The sequence below is a fragment of the Aquella oligotrophica genome (assembly GCF_002892535.1).
GTDB classification, from domain to species: Bacteria; Pseudomonadota; Gammaproteobacteria; order Burkholderiales; family UBA11063; genus Aquella; species Aquella oligotrophica.
Window position 1 is genome coordinate 53,308 of the sequence record NZ_CP024847.1, and the last position, 20,938, is coordinate 74,245.

21 protein-coding genes and 1 tRNA gene are annotated in these 20,938 nt (G+C 35.5%); 8 read left to right on the plus strand and 14 right to left on the minus strand.

Going from position 1 to position 20,938, the window contains the following annotated elements; all coding sequences use genetic code 11:
- Window positions 1-48 precede the first annotated feature (48 nt).
- The 3 genes from trhA (at window position 49) to CUN60_RS00260 (ending at window position 1,654) form a co-directional block, all read left to right on the plus strand.
- Window positions 49-741 (plus strand): PAQR family membrane homeostasis protein TrhA, encoded by a 693-nt coding sequence (trhA, locus tag CUN60_RS00250; RefSeq protein WP_102950091.1) that lies wholly within the window; start codon window positions 49-51, stop codon window positions 739-741.
- Between the two features lie 139 nt (window positions 742-880).
- Complete coding sequence (locus CUN60_RS00255; protein WP_222593275.1) at window positions 881-1,456, plus strand: acyltransferase; 576 nt, start codon at window positions 881-883, stop codon at window positions 1,454-1,456.
- Window positions 1,457-1,577: 121 nt separating this feature from the next.
- Window positions 1,578-1,654, plus strand: a tRNA-Met gene (locus tag CUN60_RS00260).
- Window positions 1,655-1,832: 178 nt separating this feature from the next.
- On the opposite strand, the gene CUN60_RS00265 is transcribed toward CUN60_RS00260, so the two are convergent.
- From CUN60_RS00265 to rsmI, 4 genes are all read right to left on the minus strand, one after another.
- Window positions 1,833-2,381: a rhodanese family protein gene (locus tag CUN60_RS00265; RefSeq protein WP_102950092.1), complete on the minus strand. Its 549-nt coding sequence runs from the start codon at window positions 2,379-2,381 to the stop codon at window positions 1,833-1,835.
- Between the two features lie 13 nt (window positions 2,382-2,394).
- Window positions 2,395-4,092 (minus strand): FAD-dependent oxidoreductase, encoded by a 1,698-nt coding sequence (locus CUN60_RS00270; RefSeq protein WP_102950093.1) that lies wholly within the window; start codon window positions 4,090-4,092, stop codon window positions 2,395-2,397.
- 99 nt (window positions 4,093-4,191) lie between these two features.
- Entirely contained in the window at window positions 4,192-4,803 is a 612-nt protein-coding gene (locus CUN60_RS00275) for a YigZ family protein (RefSeq protein ID WP_102950094.1), read from the minus strand.
- Window positions 4,803-5,639: a 16S rRNA (cytidine(1402)-2'-O)-methyltransferase gene (rsmI, locus tag CUN60_RS00280; RefSeq protein ID WP_102950095.1), complete on the minus strand. Its 837-nt coding sequence runs from the start codon at window positions 5,637-5,639 to the stop codon at window positions 4,803-4,805. Before rsmI ends, CUN60_RS00275 begins: the two co-directional genes overlap by 1 nt.
- A 141-nt stretch (window positions 5,640-5,780) precedes the next feature.
- Between rsmI and CUN60_RS00285 the strand changes: the two genes are divergently transcribed.
- The 5 genes from CUN60_RS00285 to CUN60_RS00305 all read left to right on the plus strand — a co-directional run bounded on the left by CUN60_RS00285 (window position 5,781) and on the right by CUN60_RS00305 (window position 10,380).
- Complete coding sequence (locus CUN60_RS00285) at window positions 5,781-7,544, plus strand: phospholipid carrier-dependent glycosyltransferase (RefSeq protein WP_102950096.1); 1,764 nt, start codon at window positions 5,781-5,783, stop codon at window positions 7,542-7,544.
- A 112-nt stretch (window positions 7,545-7,656) separates the two neighbouring features.
- Complete coding sequence (locus CUN60_RS00290) at window positions 7,657-8,184, plus strand: peroxiredoxin (RefSeq protein ID WP_102950097.1); 528 nt, start codon at window positions 7,657-7,659, stop codon at window positions 8,182-8,184.
- A gap of 46 nt (window positions 8,185-8,230) precedes the next feature.
- Window positions 8,231-8,764 (plus strand): carboxymuconolactone decarboxylase family protein, encoded by a 534-nt coding sequence (locus CUN60_RS00295; RefSeq protein WP_102950098.1) that lies wholly within the window; start codon window positions 8,231-8,233, stop codon window positions 8,762-8,764.
- A gap of 71 nt (window positions 8,765-8,835) precedes the next feature.
- Window positions 8,836-9,321 carry a Dps family protein gene (locus tag CUN60_RS00300; RefSeq protein ID WP_102950099.1) on the plus strand — a complete coding sequence of 162 codons (486 nt, stop codon included), beginning with the start codon at window positions 8,836-8,838 and terminating at the stop codon, window positions 9,319-9,321.
- A 66-nt stretch (window positions 9,322-9,387) separates the two neighbouring features.
- Complete coding sequence (locus tag CUN60_RS00305) at window positions 9,388-10,380, plus strand: hypothetical protein (RefSeq protein WP_102950100.1); 993 nt, start codon at window positions 9,388-9,390, stop codon at window positions 10,378-10,380.
- A gap of 82 nt (window positions 10,381-10,462) precedes the next feature.
- Here the strand turns inward: CUN60_RS00305 and CUN60_RS00310 are convergent, their stop codons facing one another.
- The 10 genes from CUN60_RS00310 to CUN60_RS00355 form a co-directional block, all read right to left on the minus strand.
- Window positions 10,463-11,056 carry an acyltransferase gene (locus tag CUN60_RS00310; protein WP_102950101.1) on the minus strand — a complete coding sequence of 198 codons (594 nt, stop codon included), beginning with the start codon at window positions 11,054-11,056 and terminating at the stop codon, window positions 10,463-10,465.
- A 286-nt stretch (window positions 11,057-11,342) separates the two neighbouring features.
- Window positions 11,343-12,257: a diguanylate cyclase domain-containing protein gene (locus CUN60_RS00315; RefSeq protein WP_102950102.1), complete on the minus strand. Its 915-nt coding sequence runs from the start codon at window positions 12,255-12,257 to the stop codon at window positions 11,343-11,345.
- A gap of 105 nt (window positions 12,258-12,362) precedes the next feature.
- Window positions 12,363-13,364, minus strand: coding sequence for a lipid-binding SYLF domain-containing protein (locus tag CUN60_RS00320; RefSeq protein WP_102950103.1), 1,002 nt, complete (start codon window positions 13,362-13,364; stop codon window positions 12,363-12,365).
- Between the two features lie 65 nt (window positions 13,365-13,429).
- Complete coding sequence (locus CUN60_RS00325; RefSeq protein WP_102950104.1) at window positions 13,430-14,065, minus strand: ABC-type transport auxiliary lipoprotein family protein; 636 nt, start codon at window positions 14,063-14,065, stop codon at window positions 13,430-13,432.
- A gap of 2 nt (window positions 14,066-14,067) precedes the next feature.
- Window positions 14,068-14,973: an MlaD family protein gene (locus tag CUN60_RS00330; protein ID WP_102950105.1), complete on the minus strand. Its 906-nt coding sequence runs from the start codon at window positions 14,971-14,973 to the stop codon at window positions 14,068-14,070.
- Window positions 14,973-15,779, minus strand: a complete 807-nt coding sequence (locus tag CUN60_RS00335) for an ABC transporter ATP-binding protein (RefSeq protein WP_102950106.1) — start codon at window positions 15,777-15,779, stop codon at window positions 14,973-14,975. The genes CUN60_RS00330 and CUN60_RS00335 overlap by 1 nt, the downstream gene beginning before the upstream one ends.
- Window position 15,780: 1 nt before the next feature.
- Complete coding sequence (locus CUN60_RS00340) at window positions 15,781-16,935, minus strand: MlaE family ABC transporter permease (RefSeq protein WP_102950107.1); 1,155 nt, start codon at window positions 16,933-16,935, stop codon at window positions 15,781-15,783.
- 8 nt (window positions 16,936-16,943) lie between these two features.
- Window positions 16,944-17,735 carry a CDP-diacylglycerol--serine O-phosphatidyltransferase gene (pssA, locus tag CUN60_RS00345; RefSeq protein ID WP_102950108.1) on the minus strand — a complete coding sequence of 264 codons (792 nt, stop codon included), beginning with the start codon at window positions 17,733-17,735 and terminating at the stop codon, window positions 16,944-16,946.
- Window positions 17,736-17,740: 5 nt separating this feature from the next.
- A complete protein-coding gene (locus CUN60_RS00350; protein WP_102950109.1) occupies window positions 17,741-18,385 on the minus strand; it encodes a phosphatidylserine decarboxylase in 645 nt (214 codons plus the stop codon).
- Window positions 18,386-18,417: 32 nt separating this feature from the next.
- Window positions 18,418-20,847, minus strand: coding sequence for a penicillin-binding protein 1A (locus CUN60_RS00355; protein WP_102950110.1), 2,430 nt, complete (start codon window positions 20,845-20,847; stop codon window positions 18,418-18,420).
- Window positions 20,848-20,938 lie beyond the last annotated feature (91 nt).

Sequence of the window (20,938 nt, forward strand, 5' to 3'; positions counted from 1 at the left end):
TTACATTAGCAAATAGGCTCTAAGACAAAAAGCATAAGGAATTAAACCATGACTCATGTTTATGATAAACCAAGCAAATATACTAAAGAGCAATTAGCTAGAATGTTTCCCTATAGCCTAGGAGAGGACATCGGCAATGCAGTTAGCCATTGTGTTGGTGCATTTATTGCTCTTGGGCTATTAATCAGCCTAGCTTGGATAGCTGGGCATTATGGTAACTGGCTTGATGGGTTTGCTTTTATCTTTTATGGCTTGACCATGCTATTCATGTTTGTTATGAGTACAGTTTATCATTCTATGGTAAATCATCTTGCCCGCTCAGTATTAAAGCGTATGGATCATGTAGCAATTTTTATCCTGATTCTTGGTTCATATACGCCATATGTATTTAGCCTTCTTAAAACCCAAAGAGCCTACATTACCTATGCAGTAATATTTTTCCTAACCATACTTGGCGTTATCTTCAAGGCTATTTATGCAGGGCGATTTAAACGAATCGGTACTTTGATTTATGTTTTGATGGGGTGGGCATCTCTGGTATTAATGCCACAAATAATTGCAAAATTACCAGCTACAGGAGTTGCTTTCCTACTAGGTGGTGGGGTGGTTTATACACTAGGTGCACTATTTTATGCCTTTAGTAAATTTAAATATTCGCACATGGTTTGGCATATTTTTGTAATCGTTGCAGTTGTATCGGTATATGCATCGGTAGCTTTTTATATTTTACAATATCGTTAAAAAATTAATTAGAATATTTAAGAAGCAATGATAATAAAACTCAATGATTTAAAAGAGCAATTAGTAAGAAGAAAAATAATAACCCAAGAATCTCAACCCATTTTAGTATAAATAACAAAAACTGTAGGATAGCTCATAAATGACAAAAATTAATTTTCAGGTGCACCCATCTTCCATTATTGACGAAGGGGCAACAATTGGTAATGAGACCAAGATTTGGCATTTTAGCCATGTTTGTGGTGGAGCGGTAATAGGAGAGAAATGCTCGCTTGGACAAAATGTTTTTATCGGTAACGATGTAATTATCGGTAATAATGTAAAAATTCAAAATAATGTATCAGTTTATGATGCCGTTTATCTTGAAGATGATGTTTTCTGCGGACCATCGATGGTTTTTACCAATGTTTATAATCCCAGAAGTCATATAATCAGAAAGCATGAATATCGCAAAACACTAGTGAAACGAGGAGCAACAATTGGGGCGAATGCCACTGTAGTTTGTGGTGTAACCATTGGTGAATATGCCTTTATTGGTGCTGGATCAGTTATTAATAAAGACGTAAAACCTTATGCAATGATGGTTGGTGTTCCTGCTAGGCAGATTGGCTGGGTTTGCAGCTGCGGTGTGAAATTAGTTGCTACTGCTGAAGTTGCTTGTTGCGAATCTTGTGGCAAAATGTATCGGATTGAAAATGGATCGTGCAATCCGCTCTAACTTGTTTTAATTGGCTGAAATTCAATTGAAAAATCAATTCTTTAGTAGGTTATTTACCACAAATCAAGAAAAAGCCTTGACAATACTATGTTTGATATGAGATAATACCTACCTTATCAATCGCGGGGTGGAGCAGCTTGGTAGCTCGTCGGGCTCATAACCCGAAGGTCGTTGGTTCAAATCCAGCCCCCGCAACCAATTAAATCAATACATCATACTAAAATTCAAGTAAATACTTTAATATCAATTATTTAGCTGTAATAACCTAATCAAAATCAGTATAGTAATATTGTGACATTTTTCCCCGCTTCATATGCCAAAATAAAGGCTTTAAGAAACAGAGTACATGAGTATTGCAAAAGCCTTTATACCTACTCTATTGGCAAACACCACACTGTTGTTTTTTATTATACGGTAATAGCATCAGTAAATTTGCCATCCCACAAAATCCAGTTACTCCGGCAAAAGTCAACCCGGCACCAACAAAACCACTCAAGAGGAAAAATCCGGGCGCAACAAAATAGCCCAATAAAACCCCAAGCATAATTAACGAGCCTGCAACAATTTGTACCTGACGCATAATTGGTAATGGAGCTTTGCTATTTTTATTTACTATGCAACCAATGGCTTTCCATGCAGAAATACCGCCATTGACGATTAGAACTTCTTCTCGATCAATTTGAGCAAATTTTGCTTCATTCATCTTGGTACGATTACCTGATTGACAGTGAATTGCAACATGTTCCATGCTTTTTCCGGCAATCGCAAGCTGCTTTGGATCAAACTTTGAAAGTGGCATATTTAGCGCACCACGGATATGCTCACGATTAAATTCATCATGCTCACGAATATCACAAACTAGTACCTCATCCGTATCGTAGAGTTGTTTTAATTCCTGTGCTGATATGTATCTGATTTTAGCCATGATTGCTATCCTCTTAATTAAAATTATATGCAGTTAAAATTGGATTACGATTAAGAGTTTTATCGTTAAAATATTCATAGTATGAAAGACCTAAGAATCCTCCAGCTACATTTACCACATTGCTATAGCCAAGATTTTGTAAAGCCAAAGCTCCGTTATAGCTACGCTGCCCACTTCGGCAATGAAGATAAACAGGTCTATCTTTAGGAATTTCCTGATAGCGACTCCGTAACTCACTTAGTGGAATATGATATGAACCAATTATTTTACCTTTCTCCAACTCTGGAGTTTCTCTCACATCAACAATATATGCACCAGATTCAACAAGGTTTCGGACTTCATTAGGACTAACTTGACTAAAAGATTTATCCGCAATATTTGCTGCGACATAACCAGCCATGTTTACTACATCTTTTGCGGAGCTATATGGTGGTGCGTAGCAAAGTTCAATTTCCGTCAAATCATCAATAGTTGCGCCAAACTTGATTGCGGTAGCAATAACATCAATCCGTTTATCGGCATTACCTTTACCAATTGCCTGTGCCCCAAGAACTTTTCGGGTGTTTTTATCAAAAATCAGTTTGAAGAACATAGTACTATTATCCGGCATCAAACTAACCTTATCATTTGGAGTAATAATTACTGTTTCATAATCAATATCCATTTTTGTTGCCTGAATAAACCCCTCGGTTAATCCAGTAGACGCAGCATTGAGATTAAATACCTTGATACAGGACGAACCAATATAGCCGGGATTTAGAAAGTCTTGTCCATTGATATGATCTGCAACTCCACGTGCCTGAATTTGTGCTGGCCAGGCAAGAGCAAGTTTCCATTTATCATCGAATAATTTACCATCAACTTCAATCGCATCACCGATTGCATAGATATCCGGATCATTAGTCTGACACATTGGACTAGTAGCAATTGCTCCAGTCTTGCCAATTTCTAATCCAGCCTCTTTTGCCAAATGTGTTTCCGGGCTAACTCCGATTGCCATAATAACAATATCAGCCGCAACTTTTTTACCTGAGCCAAGAAGAACAGTATTTGTGTCAAATCCTGCCACCTTATCATTTACAAGCAAATTGATCCCATGATCAAGAATTTCTTTATGCAAAATCTGTACCATATCATAATCAAAAGTTCGCAAGATTTGTGGCATTGCCTCAATCAAGCTAACATCATAACCAGCCTCTTTTAAGTTTTCCGCAACCTCAACACCAATAAATCCACCACCAATAACAGCAATTTTTTTGGATTTGTCCTGAATTGCATTATGTAGATTATTAATGTCAGTTACGTTACGCACTGTAAACAAATTTATTTTTTCAATGCCGGGAATCGGTGGGACTATAGGTTTAGCCCCCGGAGACAGGATTAATTTATCATAGCTTTCAGTATATAACTCACCACTATTTAAATCTTTTATTGTAATTATTTTGTCTTGACGATTAATCGCGGTTACTTCATTCTTGGTACGCGCAATAATATTATATTGTTTCAGGAATTTCTCGGGTGACATCAGTACCAGCTTATCACTTGAAGAAATATGACCACCAAGAAAATAAGGTAAACTACAATTCGAGAATGAGACATGTTCACCACGCTCAAACATTATAATCTGATCATCTTCACTTAATCTGCGTAGCCGTGCTGCTGCGGATGCACCACCTGCAACTCCACCAATGATTAATATTTTTCGTGCCATTTTGTATATATCCTAATATCGTTCACAACATTATTTTAGATTATTCTAATATAATGTGTCAAGATATATTTTATATATATGGATGTCTTGTAATCGCACTTAGATGAAGTAATTACCCAGATATTCAGGATTTAAAGGCATATTTATTATTGTTGTAATCCCCTGAATTATAAGTGTAGTTTGCTCTAAATCAGTGTAAAACTCGAAAATAACATTATCTTGATAATCTATTTTAGAAATAACACTATTATTTTGTAAATAATATTTAACCTTATCGGCAAGAGTATAGCTAACATGAATCCGATATAAGTCTTTGGCTGTCTTTTCAACGATTTTAGCACTCTCCAGACCTGATTTAACTGCGGCTGTGTATGCGCGTACAAGTCCACCCGCACCAAGTTTAATACCACCAAAATAGCGGGTAATGATGGCAATTATATTGGTGATTTTCTCATGTTTGAGAACATTTAAGATTGGCATCCCAGCAGTACCACCTGGTTCTCCATCATCGCTAAATTTCTGCTGTTCTGAGCTATAGCCAATTATATAAGCATAGCAATGATGATTTGCTTTTGGATGTAACTCTTTAATTAAATCAAGTTTTTTGATCGCCTCACTACTATCATTTACCGGAAATAAATCAGCAATAAATCTTGATTTATCAATAATGATTTCTGTAGTAACATGTTCGCTGATAGAGTAAATCTTCATTAAATATTTTTCTTAGCCAATAGAAAATTATATAGTGCATCTTTATCGCCACCAATGATTTTATTCGTTAGGTTAACTGCCTTTTTGGCAGGAAGCTCTTCAGCAAGTAGTTCAAGTATTTTTATTTGTTCGGGAGTTATAAGCTCTTTTTGATCGGTATCTATGTGTGGCGTTATAATTATGACAAATTCACCTTTTTGTTGATACGAATCATTCTTTACAAAATCCAGTATATTATTAATCGTATCTTTTTTGATGGTTTCAAACTGTTTAGTCAATTCTCGTCCCATTACAATAGTGGTTGACTCGCCCAATATATCAAAGATGTCCTGTAAACAATCAACTATTCGATGCGGAGATTCATAAATTCCAACAGCATAATTTACATTCTTCCATTGTTGGAGCTGTTTTTGCCGTTGTGAACTCTTATTCGCTAGGAAACCATGAAACAAGAATGGTGTATCAATCAAGCCAGCAACTGAAATCAGACTTATGAAGGCACATGCCCCCGGTAATGGACTAATCTTGTGACCAAGTTGTAAAGCCTTATTACATAAACGTGCCCCCGGGTCAGATATTCCGGGAGTACCAGCATCACTAATCTGAACAATAAGTAAATTTTCTTCTAGCCAAGAAATTACTTTCTCACTAACCTCATTTTCATTATGTTCATGAAAAGCAACAAGTTTCTTATTATTTATTCCATAATATCCAAGTAATTTTTGGCTATTGCGGGTATCTTCACACAAAATTATGTCAGATTTTTTTAGAATTTCAATTGCTCGAAATGTAATATCTTCTAGATTTCCGATAGGCGTGGCACAAATATACAGCATAACTATTACTTTTATTAGAAATAAAACCTAATTATAGAGTATATTACTTTTAGCTGGCTGGATTATTCATGAAAGAGTACAATTACGTCATAATATATATAGTATCCTTGATCTTAATTGGAAACTCTCTCTGGAATAAAAATGGATTACATCAAATTATTGCAGCCAATAGTTATTTTTAGCCTATTAGTGCTTATTTTTATTTTTGTACTAAAACGCTACCCAACAGCAAAAACCACCGCAGTTTTGGATGCCAAAGATAAAAAAATTATTGGTTTATTAACTTTGATTTACGGTGTTATCAGTTTCTGTTACTTTGGAGCTTTTAATGCTTTTGGCTCATGGCATGTTGGTAATCCTGATCAATCATTTGATATTGTTTTTAACAAACCACAACAAATTGAGAAGATTTATTACTATTATGGTGTTGGTGATGGTAACTTGAAGCTTGAATATACTACTGATCGTGGTGAGACAGGTACATTCCCATTTAGAAGTGAATGGTCTTTTTATAAATGGCAATCGATTAATTTTCCAATCACACAAAGTATCCGTCAACTCACTATTAAACCTGAAACGCCAGGCATTGAATTAAAGCGATTGACATTCTTTAATGCTAATCAGCAGATTACTGATTTTAAAATAGTTGCTTCTGCGGAAACAGCGGCAGAATTAAATGCGGTAGTTGGCAAAAAGTTTATAAATCATTATGATAATTCTTATTTATCAAGTACCTTTTTTGATGAGGTTTATTATGCTAGAACGGCATATGAATATTTGCAGGGCTTGCCGCCATATTCGTGGGTTCATCCTCCGCTTGGCATACTATTAATCGCGATTGGAATTATTATCTTTGGTATGAATCCAGTTGGTTGGCGATTTATCCCGGATATTACCGGGATTATCATGATTGCTGTGATATATATATTCGCCAAAGAGTTATTTAAGTCAAGAAAAGCTGCTATTATCAGTAGTTTTCTATTGATGTTTGATTTTATGCATTTTACCATGGGTCGGATGGCATCAATTGATTCGAGTGCAACTTTATTTATACTTTGTGAGTACTATTTTCTGTACAAATATTTTAGCTTTCGGATGAATCAGCAGCTAAATAATGCAGTACGTTCGCTGCTCTTTTGTGGTTTATTTTTTGGCTTAGCCATGGCTAGTAAATGGCAAGGATTATATACGGCTCCATTAGTATTTGTTTGCCTGATTTATGCCGAGCTATTTAAAAATAAATTAGCGTTTAAAACACTCATAAATAAATTTTGTTTATATGCGGTGATGCTTATATTATTACCAATCGGCTTGTATCTACTGGCTTATAGTAGCTCATTCATGACAAACCAGCAAACAAATATCTTATCGTTTGTTATAAATATGCAAGAGGCTATGCTTAATTATCATCATAGTTACGCTTTAAATGTCACACATCCATATTCCTCAAATTGGTGGAGCTGGCCGTTATTAGTAAAGCCATTATCGCTATACTATTGGCAAAATGATTCGGGATTGGCAAGTTCTATTGTTCTTATGGGTAATCCTGCGATTTGGTGGAGTGGGATTCTGGCTGTAGCTATTATTCTAAAAAGTATAATCAAAGACAAGAGATTACTCACAACTCAACTACTACTAATGATTTTATCATTGTATCTTCCATGGATTTTTATTGGGCGTCTTAGCTTTATCTATTATTTTTATAGTGTAACTCCTTTCTGGATTTTAGCTATTACCTACGTTTTAAATGAACAATTGCAGGTTGGGAATAAGAAATATGTCTATGGATACTTGCTTATATGTGGATTGTTGTTTATTATGTTTTATCCGGTAATCTCTGGAGTTCCTTTTTATCGCTCATATGTTATTAAGTATTTACTTTGGTTTAGTAGTTGGAACTTTTAATAGTTTATGCCTATTGTTTCAATTAGAATCATTAATTGGATTAATTATGATTGCTGACTTATAATAACTCCTGTCTGAAACAGATTAATAAATAATTTTTAGGAGTGTTATTATGTTATCAGTAGGCAATAAATTCCCTGAGTTTAAATTAACTGCAGTTAGTGGTACAAGCCCAGAAAGCTTTAGCGAAGCAAGTCTTGAAACATATGGGAAACAATGGAAAATTGTTTTCTTCTGGCCAAAAGATTTCACTTTTGTATGTCCAACAGAAATTGCTGGTTTTGGAAAGCTTGAAGGGGATTTTAAAGACCGAGATGCGGTATTAATTGGTGCTTCAACTGACAGTGATTTTGTTCATGCGGCATGGCGCGGTAGTCATAATGATTTAAAACCATTGACTTTCCCTTGGCTTGCCGACATTAAAAAAGATCTAGCTAGCAAACTAGGTATTCTTAATGAAGAAGCTGGTGTTGCGAACCGTGCAACATTCATTGTTGATCCTGAGAATATCATTCGTTATGCGGAAATGACTGATTTAAGCGTAGGGCGTAATCCAAATGAAACACTACGTATTTTGGATGCATTACAAACTGATGAGCTATGCCCATGTAACTGGCATAAAGGTGAAGCAACTTTATAACATCTAGAAAGGGGAGGAACTCTCCCCTTATGATAAGGACGTAATCATGAATTTTGAAAATATACTAAATGCCTTGCCCGATTATGCAAAGGATATCAAACTAAATTTAAGTAGTTTAGCAAATAATCATTCAGGAATTACTGATGCACAATTTGCTGGAAGTGTTCTAGTCGCAGCGATAGCCAGTAAGAATGGTGCACTATCAAAACATATCCGTCAGTCAATTGCGAGTACTCTTAATGAGATTGAAATAAACGCTGCTCATTCTGCTGTATCGATTATGGCAATGACGAATATTTACTATCGCTTTACTGATTTGGTGAATGACCCTAGTTATGCAACAATGCCTGCTGGTTTAAGAATGAATATTCTAGCAAACCACGGGATTGATAAAATAACTTTTGAAATGTGGTCATTAGTGGTATCAATTATTAATGGCTGTCACAAATGCGTTACCGCTCATGAACAGGTGCTAGTGAAACAACATGAAGTTGCTAAGGAAACAATCCAACTATTAGCAAAAATAGCTGCTGTAATTCATAGCCTTGCTACAGTGCAAATAGTCGAATTAAGCAAATAATGTTATAATCATGAATAGAAGCTTATAGTAATGATTAAGTTCAATTTAAGCAAGAATAGAAGGAGTCAATCATGTTAAAGCAACAATTTTTCGAGATAAATGATGGGATTACTCAAGAGCATCGAGTAACAATTGCGAATGGTCTGGCAGCATTACTAGCCGATAGCTATTCATTGTATCTGAAAACCCATAATTTCCATTGGAATGTGACTGGTCCAATGTTTAATACCTTACATTTGATGTTTGAAACTCATTATAGTGAGTTAGCTTTGGCAGTTGATTTAATTGCTGAACGGATTCGGGCGCTTGGTTTTATTGCCCCAGGTAGCTATAGTGAATTTGCAAAATTAAGCAAGGTTACGGAACATTCAGGCGATACAGATGCGACCGATATGGTTAAATATCTGATTGAAGCACATGAGGTAGTTATTAAAACTGCTAGAGAAATCATTGCTATAGCAGATGAAGCAAATGATCAGGTAACATTAGATCTATTAACTCAGCGTTTGCAAGTTCATGAAAAAACAGTCTGGATGTTAAGAAGCCTTTTGCGTTAAATTTAAATACTGCTCCCAATCAAATAAATATTAGCGTTGGGAGCGATAATAGCGGAAAAATCAAGTATGACAGAATTGCAAAACAAACGTCAACATCGTTCTTTTCTTTCACAGTTAAAAGAAATGAACCTCCTTGATTTTAATAAATTTATTTTTAATCATTTAATTCTACATTTATTTAAAACAGAAACTATTCTTCCATTTATCATTGCTGCCTGTGTTATTGGCTTTAGCGTAATTGCGCAGGCTTCCAGATTTATTTTTATTCCGCAAACCAGTATTGCTGCCTACGCATCTTTCTTTATTTTCACGTTAATTGTAAGTCTGATAACCCTCATAATTTATCCAGTAACAATTATATTTATTGTTAATTTTATTGGTAGCTATATCAAAGGTACGAGCAGCTTAAAATTTACAATAAAAATAACCATGTTAGTAGCAAGCTTTATAGCCGGAATTATAGTATTTACTAATCAGAATGTAAGCTGGAGTCAAAAAATCCAGATAGTTATCATCTGGATCGCTCTTTATTTTGTATTATCCAGCCTTTACCTTACCCACCTTACCCATAATAGTATTTTTAAATTATCCAAAATTAAAATTATATTTCTGGCGGTTGTAGCAATTACGATGTCGCGCCCACTTATGCTTATTTACCTACATATGTCAGAAGCGATTAATTTCACATCCATTAATTCTCAAACATACCTGCCTGCAGGAAATTGTGCATTATTAAGAAATCTGGATGGAAATGATAGAATAAGTGATGATAATAGCATTTTTAACAATAAAAAATACTATCTTGAACTACCGAATAACCAAGGATGTTATATATACGGTAATACTATCCGTTATAGCTTTGCTTATGACTTTGTGCTTCTAGTCAAGAAAAATATCCAACCCGTAATTAGCCAAAAAGGCACAGAATATAATGAATATGTGCGCTTAAGCTGTTATGCTGGTAATTGCTATAGTCAAAATCATATTTTTTACAAAGCCTCTGAGGATTTATATGCAGAACTTCTAGCTCAAGGTGCAAAACTTGATCACCCATTGTAAGAAGCTGCTTGCTAAACTCCAATATACTATTAAATATGAATAAATAATAAATCTAAGTTAAGCTAATCAAATATAAATACTTCTAGTCAAAACTATTTATCAATATACATTTATCGTCTTTTATCATAAATTTTAGCCCGCATTTACAATTGGCAACATGTCGTTCACTAATATTAAAATTTATGGTAAATTTCAATTTAGTTCCGCATACACACATCCAACCCACTCTACGGGCTGGAACACCAACCATAATTGCATAAGGAAGGACATCATTTCGGACAACTGTTCCCGCACCAATAAAGGCAAATTCACCGATGGTTAAGTTATTTAGAATTGTACTATTCGCACCTAAAACTGCACCGTGTTTAACTAAGACTTTGCACTCATCATATGCTTTAATCCGGGGATTAGCTGTGTTTATAAAAACAACATTTGATCCGCAATAAACATAATCCTGAAGAGATACGCCACCATAAATTGACACATTATTGCCAATAGTTACATTATTACCAATTCTAGCATTTGAAGCAATATAGACCCCATTTCTTATATTACAATTCTGACCAATTATCGCATCTCTGCATATTTGGCTAAAAGATCCGATCTTGGTATTATTGCCAATTTCAACTCCATCATCAATAATAGCATATTGGCTCTTTACAAATCCTAAGGACATATCATTACCTCTGTATTAACTATTTTTATATTAAACTAGGCGAATTATCTATTGTACTTCGATTAATTTCAATAAGAAAGTTGCATCTAATGCAATATTTTTAATTCAATCTGAAGAAATCAAGCCATCTTTATAGCTATTTACTCCTCAAACACAAAAATATAATTCTTTGCGAGCACCTGATATGCATCACACATAATTTTATCATTAGCCAACTTCAATACTAAATATTTCATCTAAACATTTAACATAGATAACAGTTTGGTGAAATGGAGTTATTGACACACTAAGATATAATAAAGATATCCTGTGATTTTTTATTTTTAACTGCATACATTGCCTCATCAGCTTTACTGAGTAATATCCTGATATTATCCCCATGCAATGGATAGATTGCAATTCCCATACTAACAGATATTTTAAATTCAAGTGATTGATTAACAGTAATTGGCTGATTAATAATTATTTTTAACTTTGAAGCTATATCATGAAGCTGTTGAGCTTGTATAAGCTCTGAAGCTATGATAATAAATTCATCACCGCCCATGCGACCTACATAACAATTAGCAAAGGCAAAGCCACTTAGCCGTGAACCAATTATTTTCAATATTTCATCACCAACTAAATGTCCATACTCATCATTAATCGGCTTGAATTTATCAAAATCAAGAAAGATCAATCCAAAATCCTGACTTTTGGCAATTAACTCATCAAGTTTACTCTCAATAAAGATTCGATTATATAATCCAGTAAGTGGATCATGAGTCGCCTGAAATTCAAGCTGCTTTATCATATTAACTTTATCTGTAACATCAATTTGAGCAGCTATAAAATATTTTAATTTACCATTATCAAAAACTGGGGAGATGTGTATTTGATTCCAGAACATGGTTCCATCTTTTTTATAATTACGAAGAGTTACATTTATTTCCTCTTGCCGAGCTAATCCAATGCGAACTTTTGAAATATCAGCTTGGTCCCTATCACTTCCTTGCAAAAATCTACAGTTTTTACCAATCATTTCACTCTTGTCATAACCACTCATTAAACAGAATTTATCATTAACATATATAAGAGGAAAATCTTCACTGCAAGCATCAGAAAGACAAACTCCAATTGGCAACAAATCAAATATTGATGAGTCAAACCCATAAATTATTGGCATATGATAAACTTGTTTTTTTGATAAATTATCACGCATGTGAGCTTTCCTTTAAAATCTATAGCATCACCAATAAGCAAAATTATTATCTCAATAACTCCAAATATTTCATCTAACCATTTTACATTTTGACTATCTAATCATTCAGCCCATATGCAGGAAAATACACAGTCCCCCCCAATTTGCTTGTAAATCAAACCCATTTTTGTAAACCTGATAGACTGATACTTCAGGATTAAATGAGAACTGTCCGCCCACAACGCCCAGTGTCGCAGAGGCACCAATGTCTGCTCCAGAACCTTTAGCCCCAATAAATTGTTGTAATGCAAACTGATTTCTAAAAACAAAAATTATATATAAAGACTCATAACCAATTCCTGGACCTGTACCAGCACGGGAAGTATACATATAAATAACTTTTTTATTTTTATTATCAAAAATAACGCCCTTACCATAAGCACCAACATATAAAAGTACATTGTAATTATTTATTTCAAAAACGCCAAATGCTACCGCAGACTCGAAATTAGCTTTTAGATCAGGATTTTTAGTATAAACCACTTTTAATGCAGCTTTTGACATGGACAAGTACTGTTGGCGTGTTTTTATCTTGTCTGAACTACTCAAATTATGATTAAGAAATTGCGCCCGGTTTACCAATAATGCTGAATTTCGTAAAGCACTTTCAAGATTATCGGCCTGTAATGTTTGTAGGTTATAACTCGAAGGGGTAAAGCTAATTACTTCGTTATTTATATCCGGCAATTTTTGGTTTCTATTCTCATAGCTATTGGGAATTATTAGTGCTAGCTCAGTGTAAATCAATGGATAAATATTTTTGTCTTTGCTATAGTCTAACTGTCCAAATAATATCGGTAAATTAAGCTTACTATTATTAAGATCTCCATCGTCAAGATTGGAATAAATTTCTTCTGTATCAGCTAAAAGAGTTAAGTTACTTTCTTCGTAATAACCATTGAATAGCGAAGTGCTAGTTATCGATTCCGGAAGATTATATGCGTTTGCATAAGCAGGAAGAATATCGCTTTCTTTTATATGAGATTTTGATTTATTTGAACTAAAAGAACTACAGCCAGCAAGCACCAAGATACAAACAAATAAAATACTTGTAAAAAATTGATTCACAAGACTACTACCTTTAAAACAAGAAAGCCTTATCATTAAGATAAGGCTGCATAGTTAAAATCAATTTATTTGGTATTTCTTAACCATGCTACTAACTGGTTATCAAATTGGGTAACCAGATTATTAATGGTATCAGTAAATCCTGTTGGACCAGCAGGAGCATCACTGTGTAGCTCAAATACACGACTCGCTTTTACTGTATTTCGATCGAGATCAATCAACTGAGCATATATAACCATTATTGCCATAGAAGACTTATTATCTGGGTTCACATCCTGGCGCAGCAAAATAAGCTGGGTTACCAAACTATAATTGGCATTGGCAATTGCATTATTTGTTACCAGATTTTTAAAATCACAAGATAATACAATTTTCTTAACCATTGTTTGGGTCAACATGTCTGTAGGTAACGCTGCCCACTGACTATAACTATATTTTTCTAGTTCATACTTGGAACTTGAATAAAACATTTTAGTAGAATTATAAGGTGCATTTGCATGCATCGTTGCCACATAAAGAATATCATTTCTGTTACTTGAGGTACAACCACCATTGTCAATCTTGGTTATATCAGAAACAAATGATGGATCAGTAATTTCATAATCAACGGTATGTCTTTGCTCTACCGGAGAAAGAACTCCACAAGAACCTAACATTAGGCTTAATAACAATCCACTACTTTTAATGATTTTTTTTAACATGACTACTCTCCCGGACCAGGTTGGGCTGGTGCCTTACCACGGATTAACACAGTTGGATTCTGATTTATTGTACGCATTAGTTCATCAACCTGAGAACTTGTACGGCTCATATTTGTTACCGTTTGATTAAGGTTTGGCAATAATACCGTATTAATACTTCTCAATGTATTATTTTGAAAAGTATCAAGAACGTTATCCAAAGAATCACTATTTTTCTTTAATGATTTAGAAAGATCCGTTAATTCTAAAATAGCACCATTCATATTTTTTGCATTGGTATTGAAGTTAATCAAAACCTCATTTATTTGATTCATTGTTTTATCTATATTGCCTGCCTGCCCAGCTAATGCTGCAGTTAGCACATCAAGATTTTTTACAATTCTATTAATATGTACCAAATTACTTTCATTCAGCATCTGTTTAATATCAACTGAGATGTCTTTAATATTTCCGGTAACACTTTGCGCCTGCTCTGATAAACTATATAATAAAGAAGGCTTCGAAGGAATGGTAGGATAGGGCTCAGAATCATGTGGCTTTATCACAGTAAATGACTCATTTTTATTAAGTCCCAAATTAATAAATGACATCCCGGTTATACCTTGCCCCTTAATCGTAGCATAGGTAGTGGTAGTAATTGGTAACCCTTGATTAACATTAATTCGAACCATGATATTATGTGGGTCATTTCTGTCTAGATCAATAGAGAAAACCTTACCTACCTCGACACCATTATACTTGACAACAGAATTGGTAGTTACACCATCAACTGGCTCATGAAAAACTACCTGATAAGTATCATATGCCTGTCGCTTAGAAGTGGAAAACCATAACCATATACCTATAATTATAGCAAATCCAACAACCACAAATGACCCTACGGTCAAATATAGTCGATTATTTTTCATTATTGACTCCCCATTTGTGCAGAATAATATGCCTTAGTAATTTTGCCACGTGTTCCATTAAAATATTCATGCAAGTCCTTTATTGCGGTTTGATTTGCTGCGTTTAACACTGTATCATGCAGTAATACCCTTTTTTCACCAAGATAAATTATCTCATTACTAGTATGCCAGATAGAATCTAAATCATGGGTGATCATGATTACAGTTAATTTTAACTGTTGCTGAAGATTCAGAATTAGTTCATCAAAACTTGCGGCACTGTTAGGATCAAGCCCAGCTGTCGGCTCATCCAGAAAAACAACCTTAGGGTCAAGTGCTAATGTCCTAGCCAAAGCAACCCGTTTTAGCATACCCGGACTAATTTCTTTAGGATATTTATTGTATGCAACTTCTTTAAGTCCGGTAAGTTTTAGCTTCATGAATGCAAGCTCACGAACATCTTCATAACTAAAATCAGTATACTCAAGTAACGGGAACATCACATTTTCTAGCACCGTATAGGATGAAAAAAGCGCACCTTGCTGAAACATCATCCCCATCTGGCTAAGCACCCGTTTTGTATATGGATTTTCTAAATCATAACTTGAAATCTTCTCGCCCATCAGATAAATTTCACCCTCAGTGATGGGTTGTAGCATTAATATTTCTCTGACTAGCGTCGTCTTTCCGCATCCACTGGCACCAATAATCGTGACTATCCGATCTGGCATTATGGTTAGATTAAGATTTTTATGAACCCAATCACCATTAAAGCAAGTACCTAATTCTTTTACTTCTATAATAGGTTTTGAACTGGCAACTCGCATATCACATTCCTAAAATCTTGAATATAATTGCATAGATTGCATCGAATAATACAATCAAACAAATAGACATCACCACGCTTCTCGTTGTTTGCACACCAATACTGTCTGCATTGCCTTTTACGCGAAACCCACAAAAACAACCAACCATCGCAATAATGGTAGCAAAAGTAAAGGTTTTAAAAATACCAATAGTATAGTTATTTATGGAAACTGCAGTCTGCAATTTATTTAAAAAAAGGCTATAACCTACCGATAGCGAAGTCGCTGAAACTATTGCACCACCAAGCATACTGGCAACATCAGCTATCATCGTTAGAATTGGTAGTGAGATAAGTAAGCCAATTAGACGGGGAATTACTAGCCTACGAACCGGAGAAATCCCCATGGTCTGCAAAGCATCGATTTCCTCAAGAACTTTCATTGTACCAATTGAAGCAGTAATTGCTGATCCAGTTCGTCCAGCAACAATAATAGCCGTTAAAAGTGGTGTAACTTCACGTAAAAGTGCTATACCTAAGAAATTAACTATATAAACATTTGCCCCATAAGTGATAAATTGCGGTGACATCTGGTAAGCTAGATTTACACCAATCAAGAAACATAATAATGAACTAATAAGTATTCCGCCAATTCCCGCACTGGAAATAGTCTCAACAATACCAGGATAATATAAGGACTGAGAACGCTTAAACAGAGTTGCAAAGGCTACACAAATATGACCAAAAAACTCAATAAGTTCAACAGTGGTATGCCATAGATCAACCACTGATTTTCCTATTTTTTCAAAAACCCCGGCTTTATATTCAAAATTAATTGGATTATCGTGTTTTAACTCAAATCCTGTAGTCATTTTGAGCAATGCCAAATCTTCATCTAGCATTTCTACCGAAGATACCACACTTGAAGCATTCTGTAACTTGCTAATCAAGCGATGAATAAAAAATGCACCTGTAGTATCCATATATGACACTTTGCTGCCATCAATGATAACTTTTTTTCCTGAAACAATAAGCTTATCAAGAATTTTATCAGTAGATTTTTCAAGTACGACCCAGCTCCATTCACCAGATAATTTATACGTATCTGTTTTATTATCAAACTCTATTTGAACTGTATCGTATTTCTTTTTATTTTCTTCAAGCGCATTCTTATACATGATGAGCCTCAATGTGATTTTTCAACATCAGCAGCAGCTTCCTGCTCAGGAGCTTCTATTGAAGATGTTTTTTTAGAATAGCCTATACGTAATATCCAGAATAAATAGCTCACTACTGTATAAATTACAAAGAAAGCATAGAAAACTTCTTCAGGATAATAGAAAAATAATATCATCAACGCTAAAATTGCCAAAACAGCTCTAAATGGGGCCGTCTGGTGAAAATGAAACTCTTTAAAGCTATAAAACTTTATATTACTAACCATTGATAAGCCAGCAATAAGAGTAACAAACAACCCAAGAATAATCATAAATTTCGAGTTAAACTGATATTCTGCACATAAATAAACATAACCAGCAACAAGTGCTGCTGCAGAAGGAGATGGCAATCCTTGGAAATATTTTTTATCAGTTACACCAAGCATAACATTGAAGCGGGCTAAACGCAAAGCGGCACAAGCACAATAGACAAAAGAAACAAGCCAACCAATTCGCCCTAAATGATGAAGCCCCCAATTAAATACAAGCATGGCTGGTGCGGCTCCAAAAGAAACCATATCAGCCAGACTATCCAACTCGGCACCAAATGGTGATGAGGTATGAGTAAGCCTTGCAACCCGACCATCAAGACTATCAAGAACCATTGCAACAGCGATAGCAATTCCTGCATGATAGAAATCACCACCAATTGATCTTATCATAGCATAAAAGCCACAGAACATTGCACTTAAAGTAATCATGCTTGGCAGCAAGTATATAGGTGAGCCTTTAGCCCGCTGCTGTTGAACTGGTTCTTGCATATTTATTAATCCATTCTTGCTAGGATTGTTTCAGTTGCTTTTACTTTTTGTCCAATGCTAACCAAAGGTGTTGCTGATAATGGCAAATACACATCAACCCTGGAACCAAAGCGAATGAAGCCATAACGTTCACCACGAGTTAACCACTCACCAGCTTTAGTATAACATAAGATACGCCTTGCAACTAAACCTGCTACTTGTACAAAGGTAATTTTATGCCCATTATTCATACGTACAATAATTGCATTGCGCTCATTTTCACTTGATGCTTTATCAAAATCAGCATTAATGAATTTGCCCGGAATATAATTAACTTTTACAACTTCACCATCAACGGGAGAGCGATTAGAATGCACATTAAAAACATTCATAAAGACACTAATTCTTAAAGCATCAACTCCCTGATAATCATCGTAGGCTTTTTCAACACTTATTACCTTGCCATCTGCAGGAGAAAGCACCAGATTAGGTTCATCCGGAATTACCCGTGGCGGATCTCTAAAAAACTGAATAACAAAAATTGCCACTAAAATAAAAGGCAGTGCTGCCCAAAAGTTACCTAAGTACCAGATTAACAATGATAATCCAACACTGATTATTATAAACGGCCAACCTTCTTTAGCCAGTATTGGATGTGGGTAATGCTTCAACCTATACTCCTATCTTATTAAATATACAAAATTTAGTCTTGAATGCTTTCTATTATATCATCAATAGAGGACTGCTTGCCAGAATTAGTCGCCTTATCCGCACTATTATTGGACTTCTCTGGACTACTACTATTTGCTTTTACTCCACTAGCATTATCATTATCTGAAATAGCGATTTCACCATCAACGGAATCTTCAGAATCCATACCTGATGCATCGTGTTTACCAATCGGACTTCCTACGTAGTAATATTCAGTATCACCTTTCCAAGTACCTTCAGGCTCACTGACTATTCCATCTGGCATCGGTAATTGCCTTTCTGGCAGATTCGCTAGGGCAACGCGCATAAAATCAATCCAAATCGGCAAAGCTAGCGTAGCACCAAATTGGCGTCCCAAGGTTTTTGGCTGATCATAACCTACCCAAGTAATCGTAACAATATCTGGAGTATAACCATCAAACCATACATCTTTTGAGTCGTTGGTAGTACCAGTTTTCCCACCGACATCACTACGGTGAAGCTCACGCCATGCCCGTGCCCCAGTACCATATTTGGCAACATCCTTCAGAATACTATTCATAATAAAAGCATTCCGTTTATCTATCACTGGTGGCGTAGTATTGGCATTAACCACTTGCGTTTGGGCTAAAACATTGCCATTGGCATCGGTAATCTTACTAATAAAATAAGGCTGCGTCAGATATCCACCATTGGCAAATACAGCATAGGCTTGCGCCATCTGGATTGGAGTTACTTCATTTGCTCCTAGCGCCATCGTTAGATAAGGCTGGAACTGAGACTCGGGAAACCCAAATTTACTGACATAACTAATTGCTGCTTTGGGTGTAATCTGATTAAGAATCTTAACTGTTACCAAATTCCGCGAAAGAGTCAGCGCTTGACGTAAAGTAATCGGACCAAGGAACTGCCCATCATCATTTTTTGGACACCATGCACCACCATCATTACCACCCGGAAAACAAACCTGACTATCATCAATTACTGTTTCGGTAGTAAACCCTTTATCCAATGCAGCTGAATAGATAAATGGCTTGAAGCTTGAACCGGGCTGGCGGTTTGCTTGCATTACATGATTAAAACTATTGGCAGTAAAATCATAGCCCCCCATCAGAGCCAAAATTGCACCTGTATTTGGATTCATAGCAACCAAAGCACCTTGCGTTTGTGGCAATTGCCCTACTTGCCAACCATTTGTGCCTTGTATGACACGAATAACTGAACCAGGAAGAATTTGCTTAGCTTCACCACCACCAAGATATTTACGTACCGGATCAAGCTGTTTACCAGTTATCTTGACATGCGTTCCGTTTCTGATAATGGCATCAATTTCATTCCCATCAACGTGTAATACTATGGCAGCAAGCAAATCTCCATAATCATTAAAACTATCAAACTCGCCTAAGGCAGTCTGATCAATAGTACTGTCATCAGGAGTAGTTAAATCAACTCGCTTTTCTGGTCCGGCATAGCCTCGCGACATATCGTAATTAAGAATACCTTTACGTAATGCGGCATAAGCTGCCTGCTGAAGTTTGCTATTTACAGTTGTATAAACCTTAAAGCCTTTGGTATAAACATCATCACCATAAGTCGGGTATAAATACTGCCTAGCCATTTCAGCTACATAACCACCAGCATCAGTTGAGTCTTTGACTGTTCCTTTGATAACGGTAATCTTCTGTGCAACTGCTGTATCATATTGTTCCTGAGTGATGTAGTTATGCTTTAACATTCTGCCAAGAACATAAATTTCGCGTTCATGCGAGCGTTTAGGATTAACCACTGGATTATACGCGGATGGTGCTTTTGGCAATCCAGCTAAAACAGCATATTCAGCAATAGTAAGTTTATCGACTGTTTTGCCAAAATAGGTTTCTGCGGCTTCAGCAAAACCGTATGCACGCTGCCCAAGGTAAATCTGATTGATATAAAGAGTTAGAATTTGCTCTTTAGTCAGTGAATGCTCAATTTTATAAGCAAGCAAAATTTCGTTGAATTTTCGAGTAAAAGTTTTTTGAGTTGTAAGAAAGAAATTTCTGGCTACCTGCATGGTAATTGTACTTGCGCCAGACTGTAAATGTCCACTGGTAATATTACCGATTGCAGCCCGTAAAATACCAAGAAAATCAATACCACCATGCTCAAAAAAACGCTCATCTTCCGCCGACAAAATAGCTTCAACCAGTAGTTTTGGGGTATCTTGATAATCGATATAAATCCGGTGCTCCTGACCAAATTGTCCGAGTAATACCCCATCAGCCGAAAATACTTGTAATGGTAGTTTTGGCTGATAGTTACGTAATTCATCCATGCTTGGTAACTTTGGATAAGTCACCATAACCATTACACCAACAACACCAACCCCTGCAATAATCAAACCAATAATTAGTAAAAATAATCTGGCAATTATTGAAGTTTTTCTTTTTGGTTTGAATTCCATATGGTTACTCTTCTAATTATGGACAGGTTAAAAACTAACCTACGGTTTAACTTTGAAAATTATACTATAAACTTAACTAAAGCATAAGCCA

Coding starts and splice junctions, on each gene's coding strand:
- CUN60_RS00265 (WP_102950092.1), bottom strand. CDS start 2,381: ATGGCTAAAATCAGATACATATCAGCACAGGAATTAAAACAACTCTAC.
- CUN60_RS00305 (WP_102950100.1), top strand. CDS start 9,388: ATGACAGAATTGCAAAACAAACGTCAACATCGTTCTTTTCTTTCACAG.
- CUN60_RS00315 (WP_102950102.1), bottom strand. CDS start 12,257: ATGCGTGATAATTTATCAAAAAAACAAGTTTATCATATGCCAATAATT.
- CUN60_RS00295 (WP_102950098.1), top strand. CDS start 8,231: ATGAATTTTGAAAATATACTAAATGCCTTGCCCGATTATGCAAAGGAT.
- trhA (WP_102950091.1), top strand. CDS start 49: ATGACTCATGTTTATGATAAACCAAGCAAATATACTAAAGAGCAATTA.
- CUN60_RS00285 (WP_102950096.1), top strand. CDS start 5,781: ATGGATTACATCAAATTATTGCAGCCAATAGTTATTTTTAGCCTATTA.
- rsmI (WP_102950095.1), bottom strand. CDS start 5,639: ATGCTGTATATTTGTGCCACGCCTATCGGAAATCTAGAAGATATTACA.
- CUN60_RS00325 (WP_102950104.1), bottom strand. CDS start 14,065: ATGTTAAAAAAAATCATTAAAAGTAGTGGATTGTTATTAAGCCTAATG.
- CUN60_RS00275 (WP_102950094.1), bottom strand. CDS start 4,803: ATGAAGATTTACTCTATCAGCGAACATGTTACTACAGAAATCATTATT.
- CUN60_RS00330 (WP_102950105.1), bottom strand. CDS start 14,973: ATGAAAAATAATCGACTATATTTGACCGTAGGGTCATTTGTGGTTGTT.
- CUN60_RS00270 (WP_102950093.1), bottom strand. CDS start 4,092: ATGGCACGAAAAATATTAATCATTGGTGGAGTTGCAGGTGGTGCATCC.
- pssA (WP_102950108.1), bottom strand. CDS start 17,735: ATGCAAGAACCAGTTCAACAGCAGCGGGCTAAAGGCTCACCTATATAC.
- CUN60_RS00300 (WP_102950099.1), top strand. CDS start 8,836: ATGTTAAAGCAACAATTTTTCGAGATAAATGATGGGATTACTCAAGAG.
- CUN60_RS00310 (WP_102950101.1), bottom strand. CDS start 11,056: ATGTCCTTAGGATTTGTAAAGAGCCAATATGCTATTATTGATGATGGA.
- CUN60_RS00340 (WP_102950107.1), bottom strand. CDS start 16,935: ATGTATAAGAATGCGCTTGAAGAAAATAAAAAGAAATACGATACAGTT.
- CUN60_RS00335 (WP_102950106.1), bottom strand. CDS start 15,779: ATGCGAGTTGCCAGTTCAAAACCTATTATAGAAGTAAAAGAATTAGGT.
- CUN60_RS00355 (WP_102950110.1), bottom strand. CDS start 20,847: ATGGAATTCAAACCAAAAAGAAAAACTTCAATAATTGCCAGATTATTT.
- CUN60_RS00255 (WP_222593275.1), top strand. CDS start 881: ATGACAAAAATTAATTTTCAGGTGCACCCATCTTCCATTATTGACGAA.
- CUN60_RS00290 (WP_102950097.1), top strand. CDS start 7,657: ATGTTATCAGTAGGCAATAAATTCCCTGAGTTTAAATTAACTGCAGTT.